This window comes from Pyxidicoccus xibeiensis (assembly GCF_024198175.1).
Classification (GTDB): Bacteria; Myxococcota; Myxococcia; order Myxococcales; family Myxococcaceae; genus Myxococcus; species Myxococcus xibeiensis.
Genome location: NZ_JAJVKV010000005.1, coordinates 1,027,026 through 1,044,419 on the forward strand (window position 1 = coordinate 1,027,026; position 17,394 = coordinate 1,044,419).

General features: G+C 73.6%; 4 protein-coding genes. All 4 read left to right on the forward strand.

Going from position 1 to position 17,394, the window contains the following annotated elements; translation table 11 throughout:
- The first annotated feature begins 260 nt into the window (after nt 1-260).
- The 4 genes from LXT23_RS26680 to LXT23_RS26695 are packed head-to-tail and all read left to right on the forward strand — an operon-like array spanning nt 261 to nt 17,391.
- A complete protein-coding gene (locus LXT23_RS26680) occupies nt 261-6,734 on the forward strand; it encodes a MupA/Atu3671 family FMN-dependent luciferase-like monooxygenase (RefSeq protein WP_253983110.1) in 6,474 nt (2,157 codons plus the stop codon).
- Between the two features lie 6 nt (nt 6,735-6,740).
- Nucleotides 6,741-11,294, forward strand: coding sequence for a type I polyketide synthase (locus LXT23_RS26685; protein ID WP_253983111.1), 4,554 nt, complete (start codon nt 6,741-6,743; stop codon nt 11,292-11,294).
- A 56-nt stretch (nt 11,295-11,350) separates the two neighbouring features.
- Nucleotides 11,351-16,063, forward strand: a complete 4,713-nt coding sequence (locus tag LXT23_RS26690) for a type I polyketide synthase (protein WP_253983112.1) — start codon at nt 11,351-11,353, stop codon at nt 16,061-16,063.
- Between the two features lie 26 nt (nt 16,064-16,089).
- Nucleotides 16,090-17,391 (forward strand): glycosyltransferase, encoded by a 1,302-nt coding sequence (locus tag LXT23_RS26695; protein ID WP_253983113.1) that lies wholly within the window; start codon nt 16,090-16,092, stop codon nt 17,389-17,391.
- The last annotated feature ends 3 nt before the right edge of the window (nt 17,392-17,394 follow it).

Consider the following 17,394-nt stretch of genomic DNA (forward strand, 5'->3'; position numbering starts at 1 on the left):
ACTTCGACCTATCTTCCTGCTGACGCGGTCGCCCGCTACAACGGCGTCTCTTGCGCGCGGGGCCCTCTGGGGCTCGGCGCCAGGTTCGCACGGAAGCGTGGCTGCGGCGGTCTTGGACGCCGGGAGGCGTTGACCGCGGCTGCAGCGGTCCGGTCCGGACGAAGTCGCTACCTGCATGCATGAAGTGAATGGGCCATCCGGGCGACGCCCTCCGTCCGGGCCTGACGCACAGCCTTGCGAGCCAGAGGCGGGGAGCACGCATGAGTGACCGGAACGAGAAGGCGGCCAGCGAATTTCCCACGCTCGTGGAGCTGCTGCGGTACCGCGCGGACCGGAAGGGCGACGCGCTGCTCTACCGCTTCCTGGAGACGGGCGACGTGGACGGCGGCGTGGAGGAGTGGAGCTACACGCGCCTGGACACGCGGGCCCGGGCGCTGGGCGCACTGCTGCGCGAGTCGGGCGCGGCGGGTGAGCGGGCGCTGCTGCTCTACCCTCCGGGTATGGAGTTCGTCGCCGGCTTCATGGGTTGTCTCTATGGCGGCGTGGTGGCGGTGCCGTGCTACCCACCGGATCCGACGCGGCTGGAGCGCACCCTGCCCCGCCTGCGCGCCATCGCCCAGGACAGCGGCGCGAAGTACGTGCTCACCACCAGCTTCATCCTGGAGATGTCGGAGCTGTTCAAGCCGCAGGCGCCGGAGCTGGGTGAGCTGCAGTGGCTGGCGAGCGACGCGGTGCCCGAGGCCCGCGCGGCGGACTGGAAGCTGCCGGAGACGGACACGAACGGGATTGCCTTCCTCCAGTACACGTCGGGCTCCACCGGAAACCCCAAGGGGGTGATGGTGAGCCACGGCAACATCCTGCACAACGAGGCGCTCATCACCCGGGGCTTCAACCTCGAGGCCTCGCGCTCGTCGGGCATGGGCTGGCTGCCGATGTTCCACGACATGGGGCTCATCGGGAAGGTGCTGCAGCCCATGTACCTGGGCTTCCCGTGCACGCTGATGTCGCCCATCGCCTTCCTGCAGCGGCCGCTGCGGTGGCTGGAGGCGATTTCGCACTTCAAGGCCACGTGCAGCGGCGGTCCCAACTTCGCGTACGACTTGTGCGTACGGAAGGCCACGGACGCGGACCGCGAGCGGCTGGACCTGAGCAGCTGGGCGCTGGCATTCAACGGCGCGGAGCCGGTGCGGCGCGAGACGCTGGAGCGCTTCGCGGACGCCTTCGCCCCGTGCGGCTTCAAGTCCACGGCCTTCTACCCCTGCTACGGCCTGGCGGAGGCCACGCTCATCGTCACCGGTGGCACCCAGGGCGAGCCCGTCGTGCAAGGGCGCTTCGACGCGGAGGCGCTGGAGCACGGCAGGGCCGTGGACGCGTCGGACCAGGACGAAGGGCCGAAGGCGCGGACGCTGGTGGGCGCCGGCCGCAGCGCGTTGGACCAGCGGATGCTCATCGTGCACCCGGAGACGCGCGTGCCGTGCGCGACACACGCGGTGGGCGAAATCTGGGTGTCCGGCCCCAGCGTGGCGCAGGGGTACTGGGCGCGGCCGGAGGAGACGGCGCACGCCTTCGACGCGCGGCTGGCCTCGGGCGAGGGGCCGTACCTGCGCACGGGTGACCTGGGCTTCGTGAACGCGGACGGTGAGCTGTTCGTCACCGGCCGGCTCAAGGACCTGCTCATCATCCGCGGCCGCAACCTGTATCCCCAGGACCTGGAGCTGGCGACGGAGCGCGCCCACCGCGCGGTGAGGCCGGGCTGCTGCGCGGCCTTCAGCGTGGACGTGGAGGGCGAGGAGCGCCTGGTGGTGGCGGCCGAGGTGGACATGCGCGACGGCTTCGACGCGGCCGCCGTGGTGGAGGCCGTGCGAGGCGCGCTGGCGGAGGAGCACTCGGTGCACGCGCACGGCGTGGTGCTGCTCCAGGCGCGCAGCATCCCCAAGACGTCCAGCGGGAAGATTCAGCGGCGGGCGACTCGGGCGGCGTACCTGGCCGGTGAGCTGGAGGTGGTGGAGGCGTCGGTAGTGACGGCCGAGGCCCCGGCGGTGACGGAGCCGGCGGTGCCCTTGAAGGAGCAGCTCGCGACGGCGTCCGAGGCGGAGCGCGCGGGCGTGATGGAGCGCTTCCTCCGCAATGCGGTGGCGCGGGTGCTGCGCGTGGACGCGGCGACGCTGGCCGGAGACACGGACCTGGCGGGCCTGGGCCTGGACTCGCTGATGGTGCTGGAGCTGCACGGCCAGCTGGAGTCGGGGCTGGGCGTCCAGCTCCCGGCGGCCTTCCTGTGGCAGAGCCCGACGCTGGGCGCGGCCGCCGCGCACCTGCTGGAGACGTGGAAGGGCGTGCGCCCGGTGTCCGCGCTGGTCGCGCCCCCGCTGGTGGCCGGCCCCGCGGACGCGGAGGCGCCGCTGTCCTCCGGCCAGCTGCGGCTGTGGTTCCTGGACCGGCTGGTCCCGGAGACCCCGCTCTACAACGTCCACTTCCAGCTCCACCTCACCGGCCCGCTGGACGAGGCCGCGCTGCGCACGAGCCTGAACGCGCTGGTGGAGCGCCACCCGGTGCTGCGCACCGCCTTCCCGGAGGCGGACGGCCAGCCTCGCCGGGCGCCGCGGCCCTCCATGGCCCTGGAGCTGCCGAAGTCGGACCTGCGCGCGCTGGCGCCCGACGCACGGCAGGCCGAGCTGCACCGGCTGTCGCTGGCCCAGGCGCGCGAGCCCTTCAACCTGGCGGAGGGCCCGCTGACGCGCGCGGCGCTGGTGGCGCTGCGGGACGAGGAGCACGTGCTGCTGATGACGCAGCACCACATCGTCACGGACGGCTGGTCCATCGGCGTGCTGGCCCATGAGCTGGCGGCCCTCTACCGCGCGGCCGTGGCTGGCGCGGCCGTCACCCTGCCCTCGCCCACGCTGCACTACGCGGACTTCGCGCGCTGGCAGCAGGGGCTGGGCTCGCTGCTGGACGGGCAGCGCGCGTACTGGGCGCAGCGGCTGGCGGGCCTGCCCCGGCTGGAGCTGCCCACCGACTTCCCTCGCCCGAAGGAGCCCGGCTTCCAGGGCGCGGTGCACCGGCTCACCCTGCCCCGCCCGCTGGTGGAGAACCTGCGCGCGCTGGGCCGTCGTGAGGGCTGCACCCTCTTCGTCACCCTGGCGGCGGCCTGGACGGCGCTGCTGAACCGCTACAGCGGGCAGGAGGACTTCGGCCTGGGCACGGTGGTGGCCCAGCGCGACCGGCCGGAGCTGCGGGACGTGGTCGGCTTCTTCGCGCACACGCTGGTGCTGCGCGGCGACGTGTCCGGCCAGCCCACCTTCCGCGAGCTGCTGGCCCGCACGCGCCGCACCTTCCACGAGGCGCTGGCCCACGCGGACCTGCCCTTCGAGGAAGTGGTGGGCGCGGCCCGCGTGGCCCGTGGCGCGGACAACCCGCTGTTCCAGACGAGCCTCCTGCTGGAGGTGCCCCCGCCCACGGACCTGGCGGTGCCGGGCATGGAGTGGAAGCCGGTGCTGCCGGTGCCGGATGGCGCGGTGGAGGGCACCTCGAAGTTCGACCTCCAGCTCTCCCTGGTGGAGACGCCGGACGGCCTGACGGGCGCGCTGGAGTACCGCACCGACCTCTTCGCGCCCTCCACGCCCGCGCGGCTGGCGGGCCACCTGGAGACGCTGCTGCGCGCGGTGGTGGACGCGCCGGACGCCCGCGTGGAGGACCTGCCCCTGCTCACCGAGGGCGAGACGCGCCGGCTGCTGGTGGACTGGAACGACCTCACCCCGCCCGCTCCCGAGGACGCGGCCCTCTGCATCCACGCGCAGTTCCGGGCCCAGGCCGCACGCACGCCGGACGCGGTGGCCGTGGCCGGTGACGACGAGACGCTGAGCTACACGGAGCTGGACCGGCGGAGCGACGCGCTGGCGTGGCACCTGCGCGGCCTGGGCGTGGGCCCCGAGGTGCGCGTGGGCCTCTGCGTGGAGCGCTCCGCGCGGATGGTGGTGGCGATGCTGGGCGTGCTCAAGGCCGGCGGCGCGTACGTGCCGCTGGACCCGGACTACCCGCGCGAGCGCCTGGCGTACATGCTGGAGGACTCTGGCGCGGCGGTGCTGCTCACCGAGTCGCACCTGGACGGCACCGTGCCCGCGGGCCGTGCGCGCACCGTGCTGCTGGACGGGCCGGATGCGCCCGGTGCGGTGTCGAGCGATGGGCCTCCGCCCTCCGGCACCGGCCCGGCGAACCTCGCGTACGTCATCTACACCTCCGGCTCCACGGGACGGCCCAAGGGCGTCATGGTGCCCCACGGCGGCGTGGCCAACTTCTTCACGGCCATGGACGCGCGGGTGGGCAATCAGCCCGCGGGCTCGTGGCTGGCCGTCACCAGCATCTCCTTCGACATCTCCGTGCTGGAGCTGCTGTGGACGCTCACGCGCGGCTTCAAGGTCGTCGTGCAGGGCGAGGGCGCGCTGCTCAAGGCCCCGGCCCGCGTGTCCGCCGCGCGCCGCAAGCCGGCGGAGTTCAGCCTCTTCTACTTCGCGGATGACGCGGACGACGCGGGCGGCAACCGCTACCGGCTGCTGCTGGAGGGCGCGAAGTTCGCGGACAAGAACGGCTTCGCGGCGGTGTGGACGCCGGAGCGCCACTTCCACGCGTTCGGCGGCCTGTACCCCAACCCCTCCGTCGCGGGCGCGGCCATCGCCGCCGTCACCGAGCGCGTGGGCATCCGCGCCGGCAGCGTGGTGCTGCCGCTGCACCACCCGGTGCGCGTGGCCGAGGAGTGGGCGCTGGTGGACAACCTCTCCCGGGGCCGCGTGGGCATCTCCGTCGCATCCGGGTGGCACGCCAACGACTTCGTCTTCGCCCCGGAGCGCTACGAGCAGCGCCGCGAGCTGATGCTGTCCGGCCTGGACACGGTGCGGCGGCTGTGGCGCGGCGAGACGGTGCGCCTGCCGGGCGGCGCGGGCACGCAGGTGGACGTGACGCTGCGGCCGAAGCCCCTCCAGGCGGAGCTGCCCGTGTGGCTCACCGCCGCGGGCAACCCGGACACCTTCGTCAGCGCGGGGCAGCTGGGCTGCCACGTCCTCACCCACCTGCTGGGGCAGACGTGGGAGGACCTGGAGAAGAAGCTGACGCTCTACCGCGACGCCTGGCGCGCGGCGGGGCACCCGGGCGACGGCCACGTCACCCTCATGCTGCACACCTTCATCGGCGAGGACGCCGGCAAGGTGCGCGCGGTGGTGGAGCAGCCCTTCAAGAACTACCTCAAGAGCTCCGCGGACCTCATGCGCGGCCTGGCGGGCACGCTGGGGCTGGACATGAAGTCCGCCGCCTTCACCGAGGCGGACCTGGACCGGCTGGCCGCGCACGCCTTCGACCGCTACTTCGAGACGAGCGGCCTGTTCGGCACGCCGCGCTCCGTGCGCGACCAGGTGGAGAAGCTCAAGGCGTCCGGCGTGGACGAGGTGGGCTGCCTCATCGACTTCGGCATCCCCGCCGACACCGTGCTGGCGAGCCTGCCGCTGCTCAACGAGGTGAAGGCCCGGAGTGACAGGGACAGCCGCCGCTCCGGTGGCGCGCGCCCCATTCCCCTCCAGCTGCGCGAGCACGCGGTGACACATCTCCAATGCACGCCGTCGCTGGCGCGCGCGCTGCTCGCCGACGCCGAGTCCGCCGAGGCGCTGGGCGGCGTGCGCCGGCTGATGGTGGGCGGCGAGGCCCTGCCCTCCTCCCTGGCCGCGTCGCTGCGGCAGGGGCTGCCGGAGGGCTCCGCGCTGCTCAACATGTACGGCCCCACGGAGACCACCATATGGTCCTCCACGCAGGACGTGAAGCAGGAGGCCGGGCCGGTGGCGTCCATCGGCACGCCCTTCTCGCGCACGCAGTTCTACGTGGTGGACGCGAAGCTGCGGCCGGTGCCGGTGGGCGTGCCCGGTGAGCTGTACATCGGCGGCGCGGGCGTGGTGCGCGGCTACCTGGCGCGGCCGGAGCTGACGGCGGAGCGCTTCGTGCCGGACCCGTTCTCGAAGGAGCCGGGCGCGCGGCTGTACCGCACGGGAGACCGGGCGCGGTGGCGCGAGGACGGCACGGTGGAGTTCCTGGGCCGCGTCGACTACCAGCTCAAGGTGCGCGGCTTCCGAATCGAAGCGGGTGAAATCGAGGCCGTGCTCACCGCTCAGCCCGCGGTGCGCGAGGCGGTGGTGGTGGCGCGCGAGGACGACCCGGGCGACGTGCGCCTGGTGGCCTACGTCGTCGCGCGTGAGGGCCAGCCGGTGGACGCGACGGCCCTGCGCGACGCAGTGGCGCTGCGGCTGCCGGAGCACATGGTGCCGTCGCTGGTGGTGGAGCTGGCGGCCCTGCCGCTGACGCCCAACGGCAAGGTGGACCGCAAGGCGCTGCCCGCGCCCACCGCGGCCCGGACCTCGCGCACCGCCTTCGTGGCGCCGCAGAGCCAGCTGGAGCAGCAGATCGCCGAGGTGTGGCGGAAGGTGCTCAAGGTCGAGCAGGTGGGCGTGCACGACAACTTCTTCGACCTGGGCGGGCACTCGTTGCTGATGGTGCAGGTGCACACGCAGCTCAAGGCGGCACTGGGGCAGGACGTGCAGCTGCTGAAGCTGCTGGAGCACCCGACCATCAGCGCCCTGGCGCGCTACCTGCGACAGGAGCCCGCCTCGGGCGCCGCGCCGGTGGAGGCGGCCCAGGACCGCGCGAAGAAGCAGCTCGAGAGCCTCAAGCGCCAGCAGCAGCGTGCAAGGAAGCAGGGGTAGACAGTCATGGGCCGTCAGACGGAGTACGAAGGAGATGCGGGACTCGCGGTGGCCATCGTCGGCATGGCCGTGCGAGTCCCGGGCGCGGAGGACGTGGACGCGTTCTGGCGGCTGCTGCGCGGTGGCAAGGAAGGCATCTCCTTTCTCGGCGATGACGCGCTCAAGGCGCTGGGCGTGGACCCGGCCTGGCTGGCCAACCCGAACTTCGTGCGCGCCCAGCCGATGCTGGAGCGGCCCGGCCGCTTCGACGCGGCCTTCTTCGGCTACGCACCCCGCGAGGCCGAGCTGCTGGACCCGCAGCACCGCGTCTTCCTGGAGTGCGCCTGGAAGGCCCTGGAGCACGCGGGCTACGCGCCGGGCCGGATTCCTGGCGCCACGGGCGTCTATGCCGGCTCCAGCCTGAGCAGCTACCTGCTCTTCAACCTGCTCACCCGCGCGGAGTTCCAGCAGGCCGAGGACACCTTCCCGGCCATGGTGGGCAACGACAAGGACTTCCTCGCCACGCGCGTGGCCTACCACTTCAACCTCAAGGGCCCTGCCCTCACCGTGCAGACGGGCTGCTCCACGTCGCTGGTGGCCACGCACCTCGCCTGCCAGGCACTGCTGGGCTACCAGTGCGACGTGGCGCTCGCGGGCGGCGTGTCCGTGCACATGCCGCAGCGCACCGGCTACCACTACCAGGAGGGCGGCATCACCTCCCCGGACGGCCACTGCCGCGCCTTCGATGCGCAGGGCCAGGGCACGCTGTTCGGCAGCGGCGCGGGCGTGGTGGTGCTCAAGCGGCTGGAGGACGCGCTCAACGACGGCGACACGATTCACGCCGTCATCCGCGGCTCGGCCATCAACAACGACGGCGCGGTGAAGGTGGGCTACACCGCCCCCGGCGTGGAGGGCCAGGCGGAGGTCATCGCCCGCGCGCAGGCCGTGGCGGAGGTGTCGCCAGACTCCATCACCTACGTGGAGGCGCACGGCACCGCCACGCCGCTGGGTGACCCCGTGGAGGTGCAGGCGCTCACCCAGGCGTTCCGCGCCGGTACCGACAAGCGCGGCTTCTGCGGCCTGGGCTCGGTGAAGACCAACGTGGGCCACCTGGACGCCGCGGCCGGTGTCACGGGCCTGGTGAAGACGGTGCTCTCGCTGGAGCACGGCGAGCTGCCGCCCAGCCTGAACTACGAGAAGCCCAACCCGCGCATCGACTTCGAGGGCAGCCCCTTCTACGTCAACGCCTCGCTCAAGCCCTGGCCCGAGGGCACCACGGCCCGGCGCGCGGGCGTCAGCTCGTTCGGCATCGGCGGCACCAACGCGCACGTCATCCTGGAGGAGGCGCCGGCCACGAAGCCTGGCGACGCGGCGCGGCCGTGGCAGCTCCTGGTGATGTCCGCGAAGACGCCTTCCGCGCTGGAGGCCCAGGCCTCGGCCCTGCTGGCGCACCTGGAAGCGCACCCGGAGCAGGCGCTCGCGGACGTGGCGTGGACGCTCCAGGCGGGCCGCAAGCCCATGGAACACCGTCGCGTGGTGGTGTGCCAGGGCCGCGAGGACGCCCTGCGCACGCTGGCCTCGAAGGACCCGCAGCGCACCTTCACGCTGGCCCCGGGCAGCACCGCGCCTGGCGCCGTCTTCATGTTCCCCGGCGGCGGCGCGCAGTACCCGGACATGGGCCGGGGGCTCTATGCCTCCGAGAAGGTCTTCCGCGCGGCGGTGGACAAGTGCTGCGAGCTGCTGCGGCCCCGGCTGGGCTTCGACCTGCGGCCGGTGATGTACCCGGACGCGGCGCAGGCGGCGGACGCGGTGCAGAAGCTCAAGCGCACCTCGCTGGCACTGCCCGCCCTCTTCACCGTGGAGTACGCACAGGCGCAGCTGTGGCAGTCCTGGGGCCTGAAGCCCGAGGCGCTCATCGGCCACTCCCTGGGCGAGTACGCGGCGGCGTGCCTCGCGGGCATCTTCTCGCTGGAGGACGCGCTGGCGCTGGTGGTGCTGCGCGGCAAGTTGTTCGAGGAACTGCCCGGTGGCGGCATGCTGAGCGTGCCGCTGCCCGAGGCCGAGGTCCGCCCGATGCTGGGTGCCACGCTGTCGATGGCCGCGGTGAATGGCCCGTCGCAGTGCGTGGTGGCCGGCACGGTGGAGTCGATTGAGACGCTGGCCGCCGAGCTGACGAAGCGCGAGGTGGAGTTCCGCCACATCCCCATCGATGTGGCGGCGCACTCGCACCTGGTGGAGCCCATCCTGGCGCGCTTCCAGGCATTCGTCGGGACGCTGAAGCGCAACGCGCCGTCGCTGCCCATCGTCTCCAACGTCACCGGCACGTGGATGACGCCCGAGGAGGCGGTGGACCCGGCGTACTGGACGCGGCACCTGCGGCAGACGGTGCGCTTCGGTGACGGCGTGCGCACGCTGGCCGCGCAGTCCGGCCGCGTCTACGTGGAGGTGGGCCCGGGCCGTACGCTGGGCACGCTGGCGCGGCTGCAGCTCACGGGGCCCAAGGCGCCCGCGGTGCTGTCCTCGCTGCGCCACCCGCAGGACCCGATGGGCGACGACGAGTTCCTCACCACCGCGCTCGGCCGGCTGTGGGCCGCGGGCCTGGAGGTGGACTGGAGCGCCGTCCACGGTGGCGCCCGGCGGCTGCGCGTGCCGCTGCCCACCTACCCCTTCGAAGGCCAGGACTACTGGCTCGCGCCCGAGGCCGCCTCGTCGCGCCGCAAGGGCGTGGCGCGCAAGAGCGCGGACGTGGCGGGCTGGTTCTACCTGCCCTCGTGGCAGCGCGCGCCGCTCCCGCTGCCCAAGGCGGGCCCGGTGGAGCCGCGGGGCTGGCTCGTCTTCCAGGATGCGGGCGGCGTGGGCTCGGCGCTCGCGGACCGGCTGGAGCGGCAGGGCCACTCCGTCGTGCGCGTCAGCCCCGGCACCCGCTTCAACGTGGAGACGGAGCACCACTTCACCGTGGACCCGCGCGAGCGCGAGGACCTTTCGAGCGTGCTGCGCTCGCTGAAGGCGCGCGACTTCAAGCTGGAGCGCGTGGTGTACCTGTGGAGCCTGGACGTGCCCCCGGACGCGGCGGCACTCCCCGCCGGAGCGCGCTTCGAGGAGGCCCAGGAGCGCGGCTACTTCGGCGTGCTGCGGCTGTCGCAGGCCCTGGCCGGCGCGGAGCTGGCCGGTACGGTGGAGCTGACGGTGGTGGGCCGCGAGGCGCTGGAGGTGGAGAGCGCGGACGCGGTGGCTCCCGAGCGCGCCCCCCTGGCGGCGCTGTGCAAGGTCATCGCGCAGGAGCAGGACACCCTGGCCTGCCGCTACGTGGACCTGCGCGCCCCGGTGGCGACGGCCGCGGACGCGCTGCTGCGCGAGGTGACGTCCGGCTCCCACGAGCCCGTGGTGGCCTGGCGCGGCGCGCACCGGCATGTGCAGACGTACGAGCCGCAGCGCCTGGAGGCAGATGCCCCGGCGGCACGGCCCCTCAAGGCACGCGGCGTGTACCTCATCACCGGCGGCCTGGGCGGCGTGGGCCTGCTGCTGGCGGAGCACCTAGCGCGCACGCATCAGGCCCGGCTGGTGCTGGTCGGCCGCTCGGGCGCTGCGGACGCGGATGGCCGCCGCCAGCGCGCGGTGCAGGCGCTGGAGGCCCTGGGCGCGGAGGTGCTGGTGGTCCGCGCGGACGTGGCGGACGAAGCCCAGCTTCGCGCGGCGCTCGCGGAGGCGGAGGCCCGCTTCGGCACGGTGGATGGCGTCATCCACGCGGCCGGTCTCGCGGGAGACGGCGCGGTGGCGCTGCTCGGCGGGCTGGACCCCTCCACCTGCGCGCCCCACTTCCGCGCGAAGGTGCATGGCACGTACGCGCTGGAGGCGGCGCTGGCGGGCCGCACGCTGGACTTCGTCCTGCTGGTGTCCTCCAACGCCGCCGTGCTGGGCGGCCTGGGCCTGGCGGCGTACGGCGCGGCCAACGCCTTCCTGGACTCCTTCGCGGCGTCGCGCTCGCGTGACGGCCAGTCGCGCTGGCTGAGCGCCAACTGGGACGGGTGGCCGGTGGCCGCCGAGGGCGAGCGCGCGGTGCAGACGAGCATCGACCAGTTCGCCATGTCCCGCGACGAGGCGCTGGAGGCCTTCCGCCGCGTGGTGGAGCTGCCGCTCGCCGGGCAGGTGGTGGTGTCCACCGGCAACCTGGACGCGCGCCTGGCGCAGTGGGTGCGGCGCGAGGGCGCGGCGGCGAAGAAGGACTCCGCGGGCGGCGCACTGCATGCGCGGCCCACGCTGGGCACCGAGTACGTGGCGCCCACCGACGAAGTCGAGCACGCCCTGGCCCGGGTGTGGCAGGAGCAGCTGGGGTTGGAGCAGCTGGGCATCCACGACAACTTCTTCGACCTGGGGGGCAACTCGCTCCTGTGGCTGAAGATTGTCGGGCGGCTGAAGCGCGAGCTGGGGCGGGACGTCCCCCTCACCTCCGTCTTCGAGGCGCCGACGGTGGCCACGCTCGCGAAAAAGCTGGGACAGACGGCCGCCGTGGAGCCTCCTACCTTCGAGGCCAGCCAGAGCCGCGGCGCCCAGCGAAGGGAGCGGCGCAGCCGCCGTGAGTAGGGACGGCCTGTCGTCCGCCCCCGCCTCACGAGCTACGAGATTCAGGAGTGACTGACGTGGACACGAAGCTGCCGCTGGACATCGACGACGCCGACATCGCCATCATCGGCATGGCCGGACGTTTCCCAGGCGCACGGGATGTGGCCGAGCTGTGGGCCAACGTGCGCGGCGGGGTGGAGTCCATCAGCCACTTCACCCGCGAGGAGTGCCGCGCGGCCGGAGTGCCCGAGGAGCAGCTGGAGGACCCGTCCTACGTGCGCGCCGCGGCCGTGCTGCCGGAGCCGGAGTCCTTCGACGCGGCCTTCTTCGACATGCCGCCGCGCGAGGCGGAGCTGACGGACCCGCAGCACCGCGTCTTCCTGGAGGTGTGCTGGGAGGCCCTGGAGCAGGCGGGCTACTCGCCCCGCGACTACCCGGGCTCCGTGTCGGTGTACGGCGGCGCCACGCTCAACACGTACCTGCTCATGAACCTGGCGCGCAACCCGCGCATGCTCGCGTCGTTCGAGCCGGTGCAGGTGAACATCGGCAACGGCGGCGACTTCCTGGCCACCCGCGTCTCGTACAAGCTCAACCTGCGCGGCGCGAGCCACACCGTGCAGAGCGCGTGCTCCACGTCGCTGGTGGCGGTGCACCAGGCCTGCCAGAGCATCCTCAACGGCGAGTGCGACATGGCGCTCGCGGGTGGCGCGTCCGTCAACGTGAGCTTCTTCCACGGCTACCGCCACGCGGACGGCGGCATGGCGTCCCCGGACGGGCGCTGCCGGCCCTTCGACGCGAAGGCCCAGGGCACGCTGTTCGGCAGCGGCGCGGGCGTGGTGGTGCTCAAGAAGCTGCGCGCCGCGGTGGAGGACGGAGACACCGTCCATGCCGTCATCAAGGGCTCGGCCATCAACAACGACGGCTCGCTGAAGGCGGGCTTCACGGCGCCTGGCGTGGAAGGGCAGGCGCAGGTGGTGGCCGAGGCGCTCGCCGCGGCCGGTCTGGACGCGGACGCCATCAGCTACATCGAGGCGCACGGCACCGCCACGCCGCTGGGCGACCCCATCGAGGTGCAGGCGCTCACCAAGGCCTTCCGCGCCACCACCCAGCGGCGGCGCTTCTGCGCGCTCGGCTCGGTGAAGGGCAACGTGGGCCACCTGGACGCGGCCGCCGGTGTCACCGGCCTGCTGAAGACGGTGAAGGCCCTGGAGCACGCCGAGCTTCCGCCCAGCCTCCACTACGAGCGGCCCAACCCCGCCATCGACTTCGACGGCAGCCCTTTCTACGTCAACGCCGCCCTCAAGCCCTGGCCTGCTGGCGCCTCGCCCCGGCGCGCGGGCGTCAGCTCCTTCGGCGTGGGCGGCACCAACGCGCACGTGGTGTTGGAAGAGGCCCCCAGGCTCCCGGCCACCGCGCCGTCGCGTCGTACGTGGCACCTGCTGCCCGTCTCCGCGCGCACGCCCACGGCTCTGGAGTCCGCCACGCAGCGCCTCACGGACGCGCTGCGGAGTCAGCCGGGCGTGAACCTGGCCGACGTGGCGTGGACGCTCCAGGCCGGACGCCAGCGCTTCGCGCACCGCCGCTTCGTGCTGGTGAAGAGCGCGGAGGACGCGGTGGAGGCGCTGTCGCAGCCGCAGGGCGCGCGCGTGCTCACCGAGTCCCAGGACGCGGTGGACCGGCCGGTGGCCTTCCTCTTCCCCGGCCAGGGCTCGCAGCACGTGGACATGGGCCGCGCGCTGTACGAGTCGGAGCCGGTGTTCCGCGCCGAGGTGGACCGGTGCGCGGAAGTCCTGAAGCGGCACCTGGACGGGCTGGACCTGCGCACGGTGCTGTACCCCAAGCCCGAGGCCGCCGAGGAGTGCGGGAAGAAGCTGGCGCAGACGTCGCTCACCCAGCCCGCGCTGTTCGTCCTCGAGTACGCCACCGCGCGCCTGTGGATGTCCTGGGGCGTGAAGCCCGCCGCGATGCTGGGCCACAGCATCGGTGAGTACGTGGCCGCGTGCCTGGCGGGTGTCCTCACCGTGGAGCACGCGCTCCAGCTGGTGGCCGCGCGCGGGCGGCTGATGCAGGGCCTGCCGTCCGGCGCCATGCTGGCGGTGCCGCTCTCCGAGGACGAGGTGCAGCCCTACCTCGCCTCCGGGCTGAGCCTGGCCGCCATGAACTCGCCGATGCAGTGCGTGCTGTCCGGCACGCACGCGGCGGTGGAGGCGGTGCAGAAGCAACTCAAGGACGCGGGCGTGCAGAGCCACGTGCTGGTGACGTCGCACGCGTTCCACTCGTCGATGATGGACCCCATCCTCGACGCCTTCACCGCCCAGGTCGCCGCGGTGCCGCTGAAGCCGCCCACCCTGCCCTTCGTCTCCAACGTCACCGGCACCTGGATTACCGCCGAGCAGGCGACGAGCCCGCGCTACTGGGCCCAGCACCTGCGCGGCGCGGTGCGCTTCGCGGACGGCCTGCACGCCCTCTTCTCCGACCCCAAGCGCGTGCTGCTGGAGGTCGGCCCCGGCCAGGTGCTCGGCCGGCTGGCGAAGCGGCACCCGGGCTACACACCGGCGCGCGCCGTGCTGCCCTCCATGCCTCCGCCGCAGGACACCGCGCAGCCAGGGGCCGCGCCGCTCGCGTACGAGACGCTCGGCCGGCTCTGGCAGGCGGGTGCGACGGTGGACTGGAAGGGCTTCCACGGCACGGAGCGCCGCCGCCGCGTGCCGCTGCCCACCTACCCCTTCGAGCGGCAGCGCTTCTGGGTGGAGCCCGCCGCGGAGGCGCCTGCGCCCACCGTGCAGGCCGCGAGTGACAGCGCCACGCCGCAGGCACAGCTCCCGATGGAGCAGTGGTTCTACGTACCGTCCTGGAAGCGCGCGCCCCTGCCGCCCGTGGCCGCCGCGAAGGAGACCTCGCGCCGCGTCTGGCTGGTCCTCGAGGACGCGGTGCCCGCCGCCGAGGCCGTGCTGGCCTCGGAGCCGCCGGGGCTCGGTGAAGAGCGCGTGCTGGTGCGCGTCCGGCCGGGCCTGGGCTTCGCCCGGAATGGCGAGCGGGACTTCACCGTGGCGCCAGGCTCGGTCTCCGACTTCGGGCTGCTGCTGGGCGCGCTGCGTGACACGGGCCTGCTCCCGGACGCGGTGCTCCACCTGTGGAGCCTCACCCGCGAGCTTCCCGCCTCCTTCCTCCACGCCCTGCCCCTCGGCTACCAGAGCCTGGTGGCCCTGGCGCGAGCGCTGGCCGAGCACGCGCCGGAGCGGCCGGTGGGCGTCTGGGTGGTCACCAACCACCTGCATGACGTGACGGGCGACGAGGTGCTGGCCCCGGAGAAGGCCACCCTGCTGGGCCCCTGCCGCGTGGTGCCGCAGGAGCACCCGCACCTGACCTTCCGCAACGTGGACGTCGTGCTGCCCGCCGACGGCGCGCAGCTGTCCGAGGCCACCGTGCGGGCCCTGCGCGCCGAGCTGCGCGCCTCCAGCTCGGATGCCGTCGTCGCGCTGCGCGGACAGCACCGCTGGGCCCAGTCCGTGGAGCCGGTGCGGCTGCCCCCCGCCTCCCACCCCGTGGTGCGGGACGGCGGCGTGTACCTCGTCACCCATGGCCTGGGCGGCATGGGGGCCATGCAGGCCCTGGCGCTCGCGAAGGGTGCGACGGGCGTGAAGCTGTCCTGTGTGGAGGCCCCCGGCTTCCCCGCGCAGGAGACGTGGGACGCGTACCTCGCCGCCCACCCCGCCACGGACGCGCTCGCGCAGCGCATCCGCCGTGCGAAGGCGCTGCAGACACTGGGCGCCGAGGTGGCCGTGCTGGAGGCCGACCTGGGCCAACTGGAGTCGATGCGGGCGGCCGTGGACGCAACGGTGGCGCGCTTCGGCGCGCTGCACGGTGTGGTGCATGGCGCGTGGCTGCCCCCGGACCGGGTAGCGCGGCTCGTCTCCGAGACGGATGACGCCGTGAGCGCGTGGCACTTCGAGCCTCGCGCGCGGGGCCTGGCCATGCTGGACGCGGCGCTGGGTGACCGGCCGCTGGACTTCCGCGCAGTGGGCTCGTCGGTGTCGGCGGTGCTGGGCGGCGTGGCCACCGTGGCGCACGCGGCCGCGAGCCTCTTCCAGGACGCCTTCGCCCAGGCCCGCTCGCGCGAGGGACGCCGCTGGCTGAGCCTGGGCTGGGACGTGGTGCGCGTGGAGGACTATGGCGCGCACCCCGGCACGCGCGGCGCGGAGCTGGACCGGCTGGCCCTCCTGCCCGAGCAGGGCGCCGAGGCCTTCACCCGCGCGCTCGCGCATGCCACCGGCCCCTACGTGGCGGTGTCCACGCATGACCTGGCCGCACGCCTGAGCCGCTGGGTGGCTCCCCGCGAGGCGGCACCGTCCGCACCGGCGGGAGCCGAGGTCGACACCTCCGCGCGCCCGCTGCACGCGCGCCCCGCCAGCCTGCGCAGCGCGTACGTGGCGCCGACGACCGAGCTGGAGCGCACGTTGGTGGACCTGTGGCAGCAGTCGCTGGGCGTGGCGCCCATCGGCACGCAGGACAACTTCTTCGAGCTCGGCGGTGACTCGCTCATCGCCGTGCAGCTCAGTGACCGGCTCAAGCGGAAGCTGCGCGTGGACGTGCCTGCCTCCAGCCTCTACGAAGGCGTCACCGTGCAGGCCCTGGCCGCGCTGCTCGCGCCTCCCGAGGCAGGCCCTGGCGCGGCGGCCACCGAGGCGGAGGAGCGGGAGTCCGCGCTCCAGCGCCGCAAGCAGAACCTCCAGCGCCAGCGCTCACGCCGGCGCGCCGACGACGACGAGGACGCTGAGGCCGGCAGCTAGCGACCGCCCTCGCTCCCCACACCCCCATGCGAGCCGTCCTCACCAACTTCGGTACCCTCGGCGACGTCCAGCCCTTCCTGGCGCTGGCCGTCGAGCTGAAACGTCATGGCCACCACCCGGTGCTGGCCGCCGCGCCCTCGTACCGCGCGATGGCGGAGTCCCACGGCATCGACTTCGCCCCCGTGGGCCCGGACCTGCGGCAGGCGCAGAGCGGCATCACGCAGGCGATGATGGCGGCCCCCGACGTGCTCCAGTCCGCCGGAGGCATGTTCCAGCTCTTCCAGCCGCTGATGGAGGCGCTGCCGAAGATGTTCGAGGACCTGCGCGCGGTGTGCCGGGGCGCGGACGTGCTCGTCAGCGGCCGGGTGCAGCCCGCGGCGCGCATGGTGCACGACGTGACGCATGTGCCCTTCGTCACCGTGCTGGTGGAGCACAGCGGCAGCGGCGGCGGCAATCCCGCCTTCCAGGCAGCGGTGCGCGCCCTGGTGAATCCGCTGCGGGACTCGCTGCGCCTGCCGCCCCTGGAGAATCCGCTGGTGGACGGCTTGTCGCCGCAGCTGGTGCTCACGGCGCTCAGCCGGCACGTGCGGCCGCCGCCCACCGACCTGCCGCCGCACCACCACACCGTCGGCTACTTCTTCCTCGACGAGCCCCACTTCACGCCGGACGCGGAGCTGGCCGCCTTCCTGGACGCGGGCGAGCCGCCGGTGGTCATCACCTTCGGCAGCATGACGCACGAGGACCCGGCCGCGCTGACGGACGCGCTGGTGCAGGGCACCGTGCGCGCGGGGCGGCGGGCGCTCATCCAGCACGGGTGGAGCGGGCTGGGACAGCGGCCGTTGCCCCCGACGGTGCGGGCGCTCGGACAGGTGCCCCACGCCTGGCTCCTGCCTCGCGTGGCCTGCGTCGTCCACCATGGCGGCGCCGGGACGACGGGCGCGGCCTTCCGCGCGGGCGTGCCGCAGGTCGTGGTGCCGCACACCTATGACCAGTTCACCTGGGGCGAGCTGGTGCAGGAGCTGGGCTGCGGCGGCGCCGCCGTGCCCATCGGCGAGCTGAGCGCGGAGCGGCTGGCGGGGGCACTCGACACGGTCCTCACCGGCGGGCACCACCGCGAGGCGGCGGCCCGGCTGGGCGAGGGCATCCGCTCCGAGCATGGCGCCGCGAAGGCACGCCACCTCATCGAGGACCTGGTCCGCCGGGTGGGCCTGTCGGCCGGGACTGGCGACGAGGGCACCGCGGACGAAGAGAGTGATGACGACAGCGCCCGGCAGCAGCGGCGCAGGGCGGCGCTGAAGCAACAGCGCGCCCGGAAACAAGACACCTGAGCG

What these genes read in the sequence shown, in the direction of transcription:
- LXT23_RS26680 (WP_253983110.1), top strand. Translation starts at nt 261, where the DNA reads ATGAGTGACCGGAACGAGAAGGCGGCCAGCGAATTTCCCACGCTCGTG.
- LXT23_RS26685 (WP_253983111.1), top strand. Translation starts at nt 6,741, where the DNA reads ATGGGCCGTCAGACGGAGTACGAAGGAGATGCGGGACTCGCGGTGGCC.
- LXT23_RS26695 (WP_253983113.1), top strand. Translation starts at nt 16,090, where the DNA reads ATGCGAGCCGTCCTCACCAACTTCGGTACCCTCGGCGACGTCCAGCCC.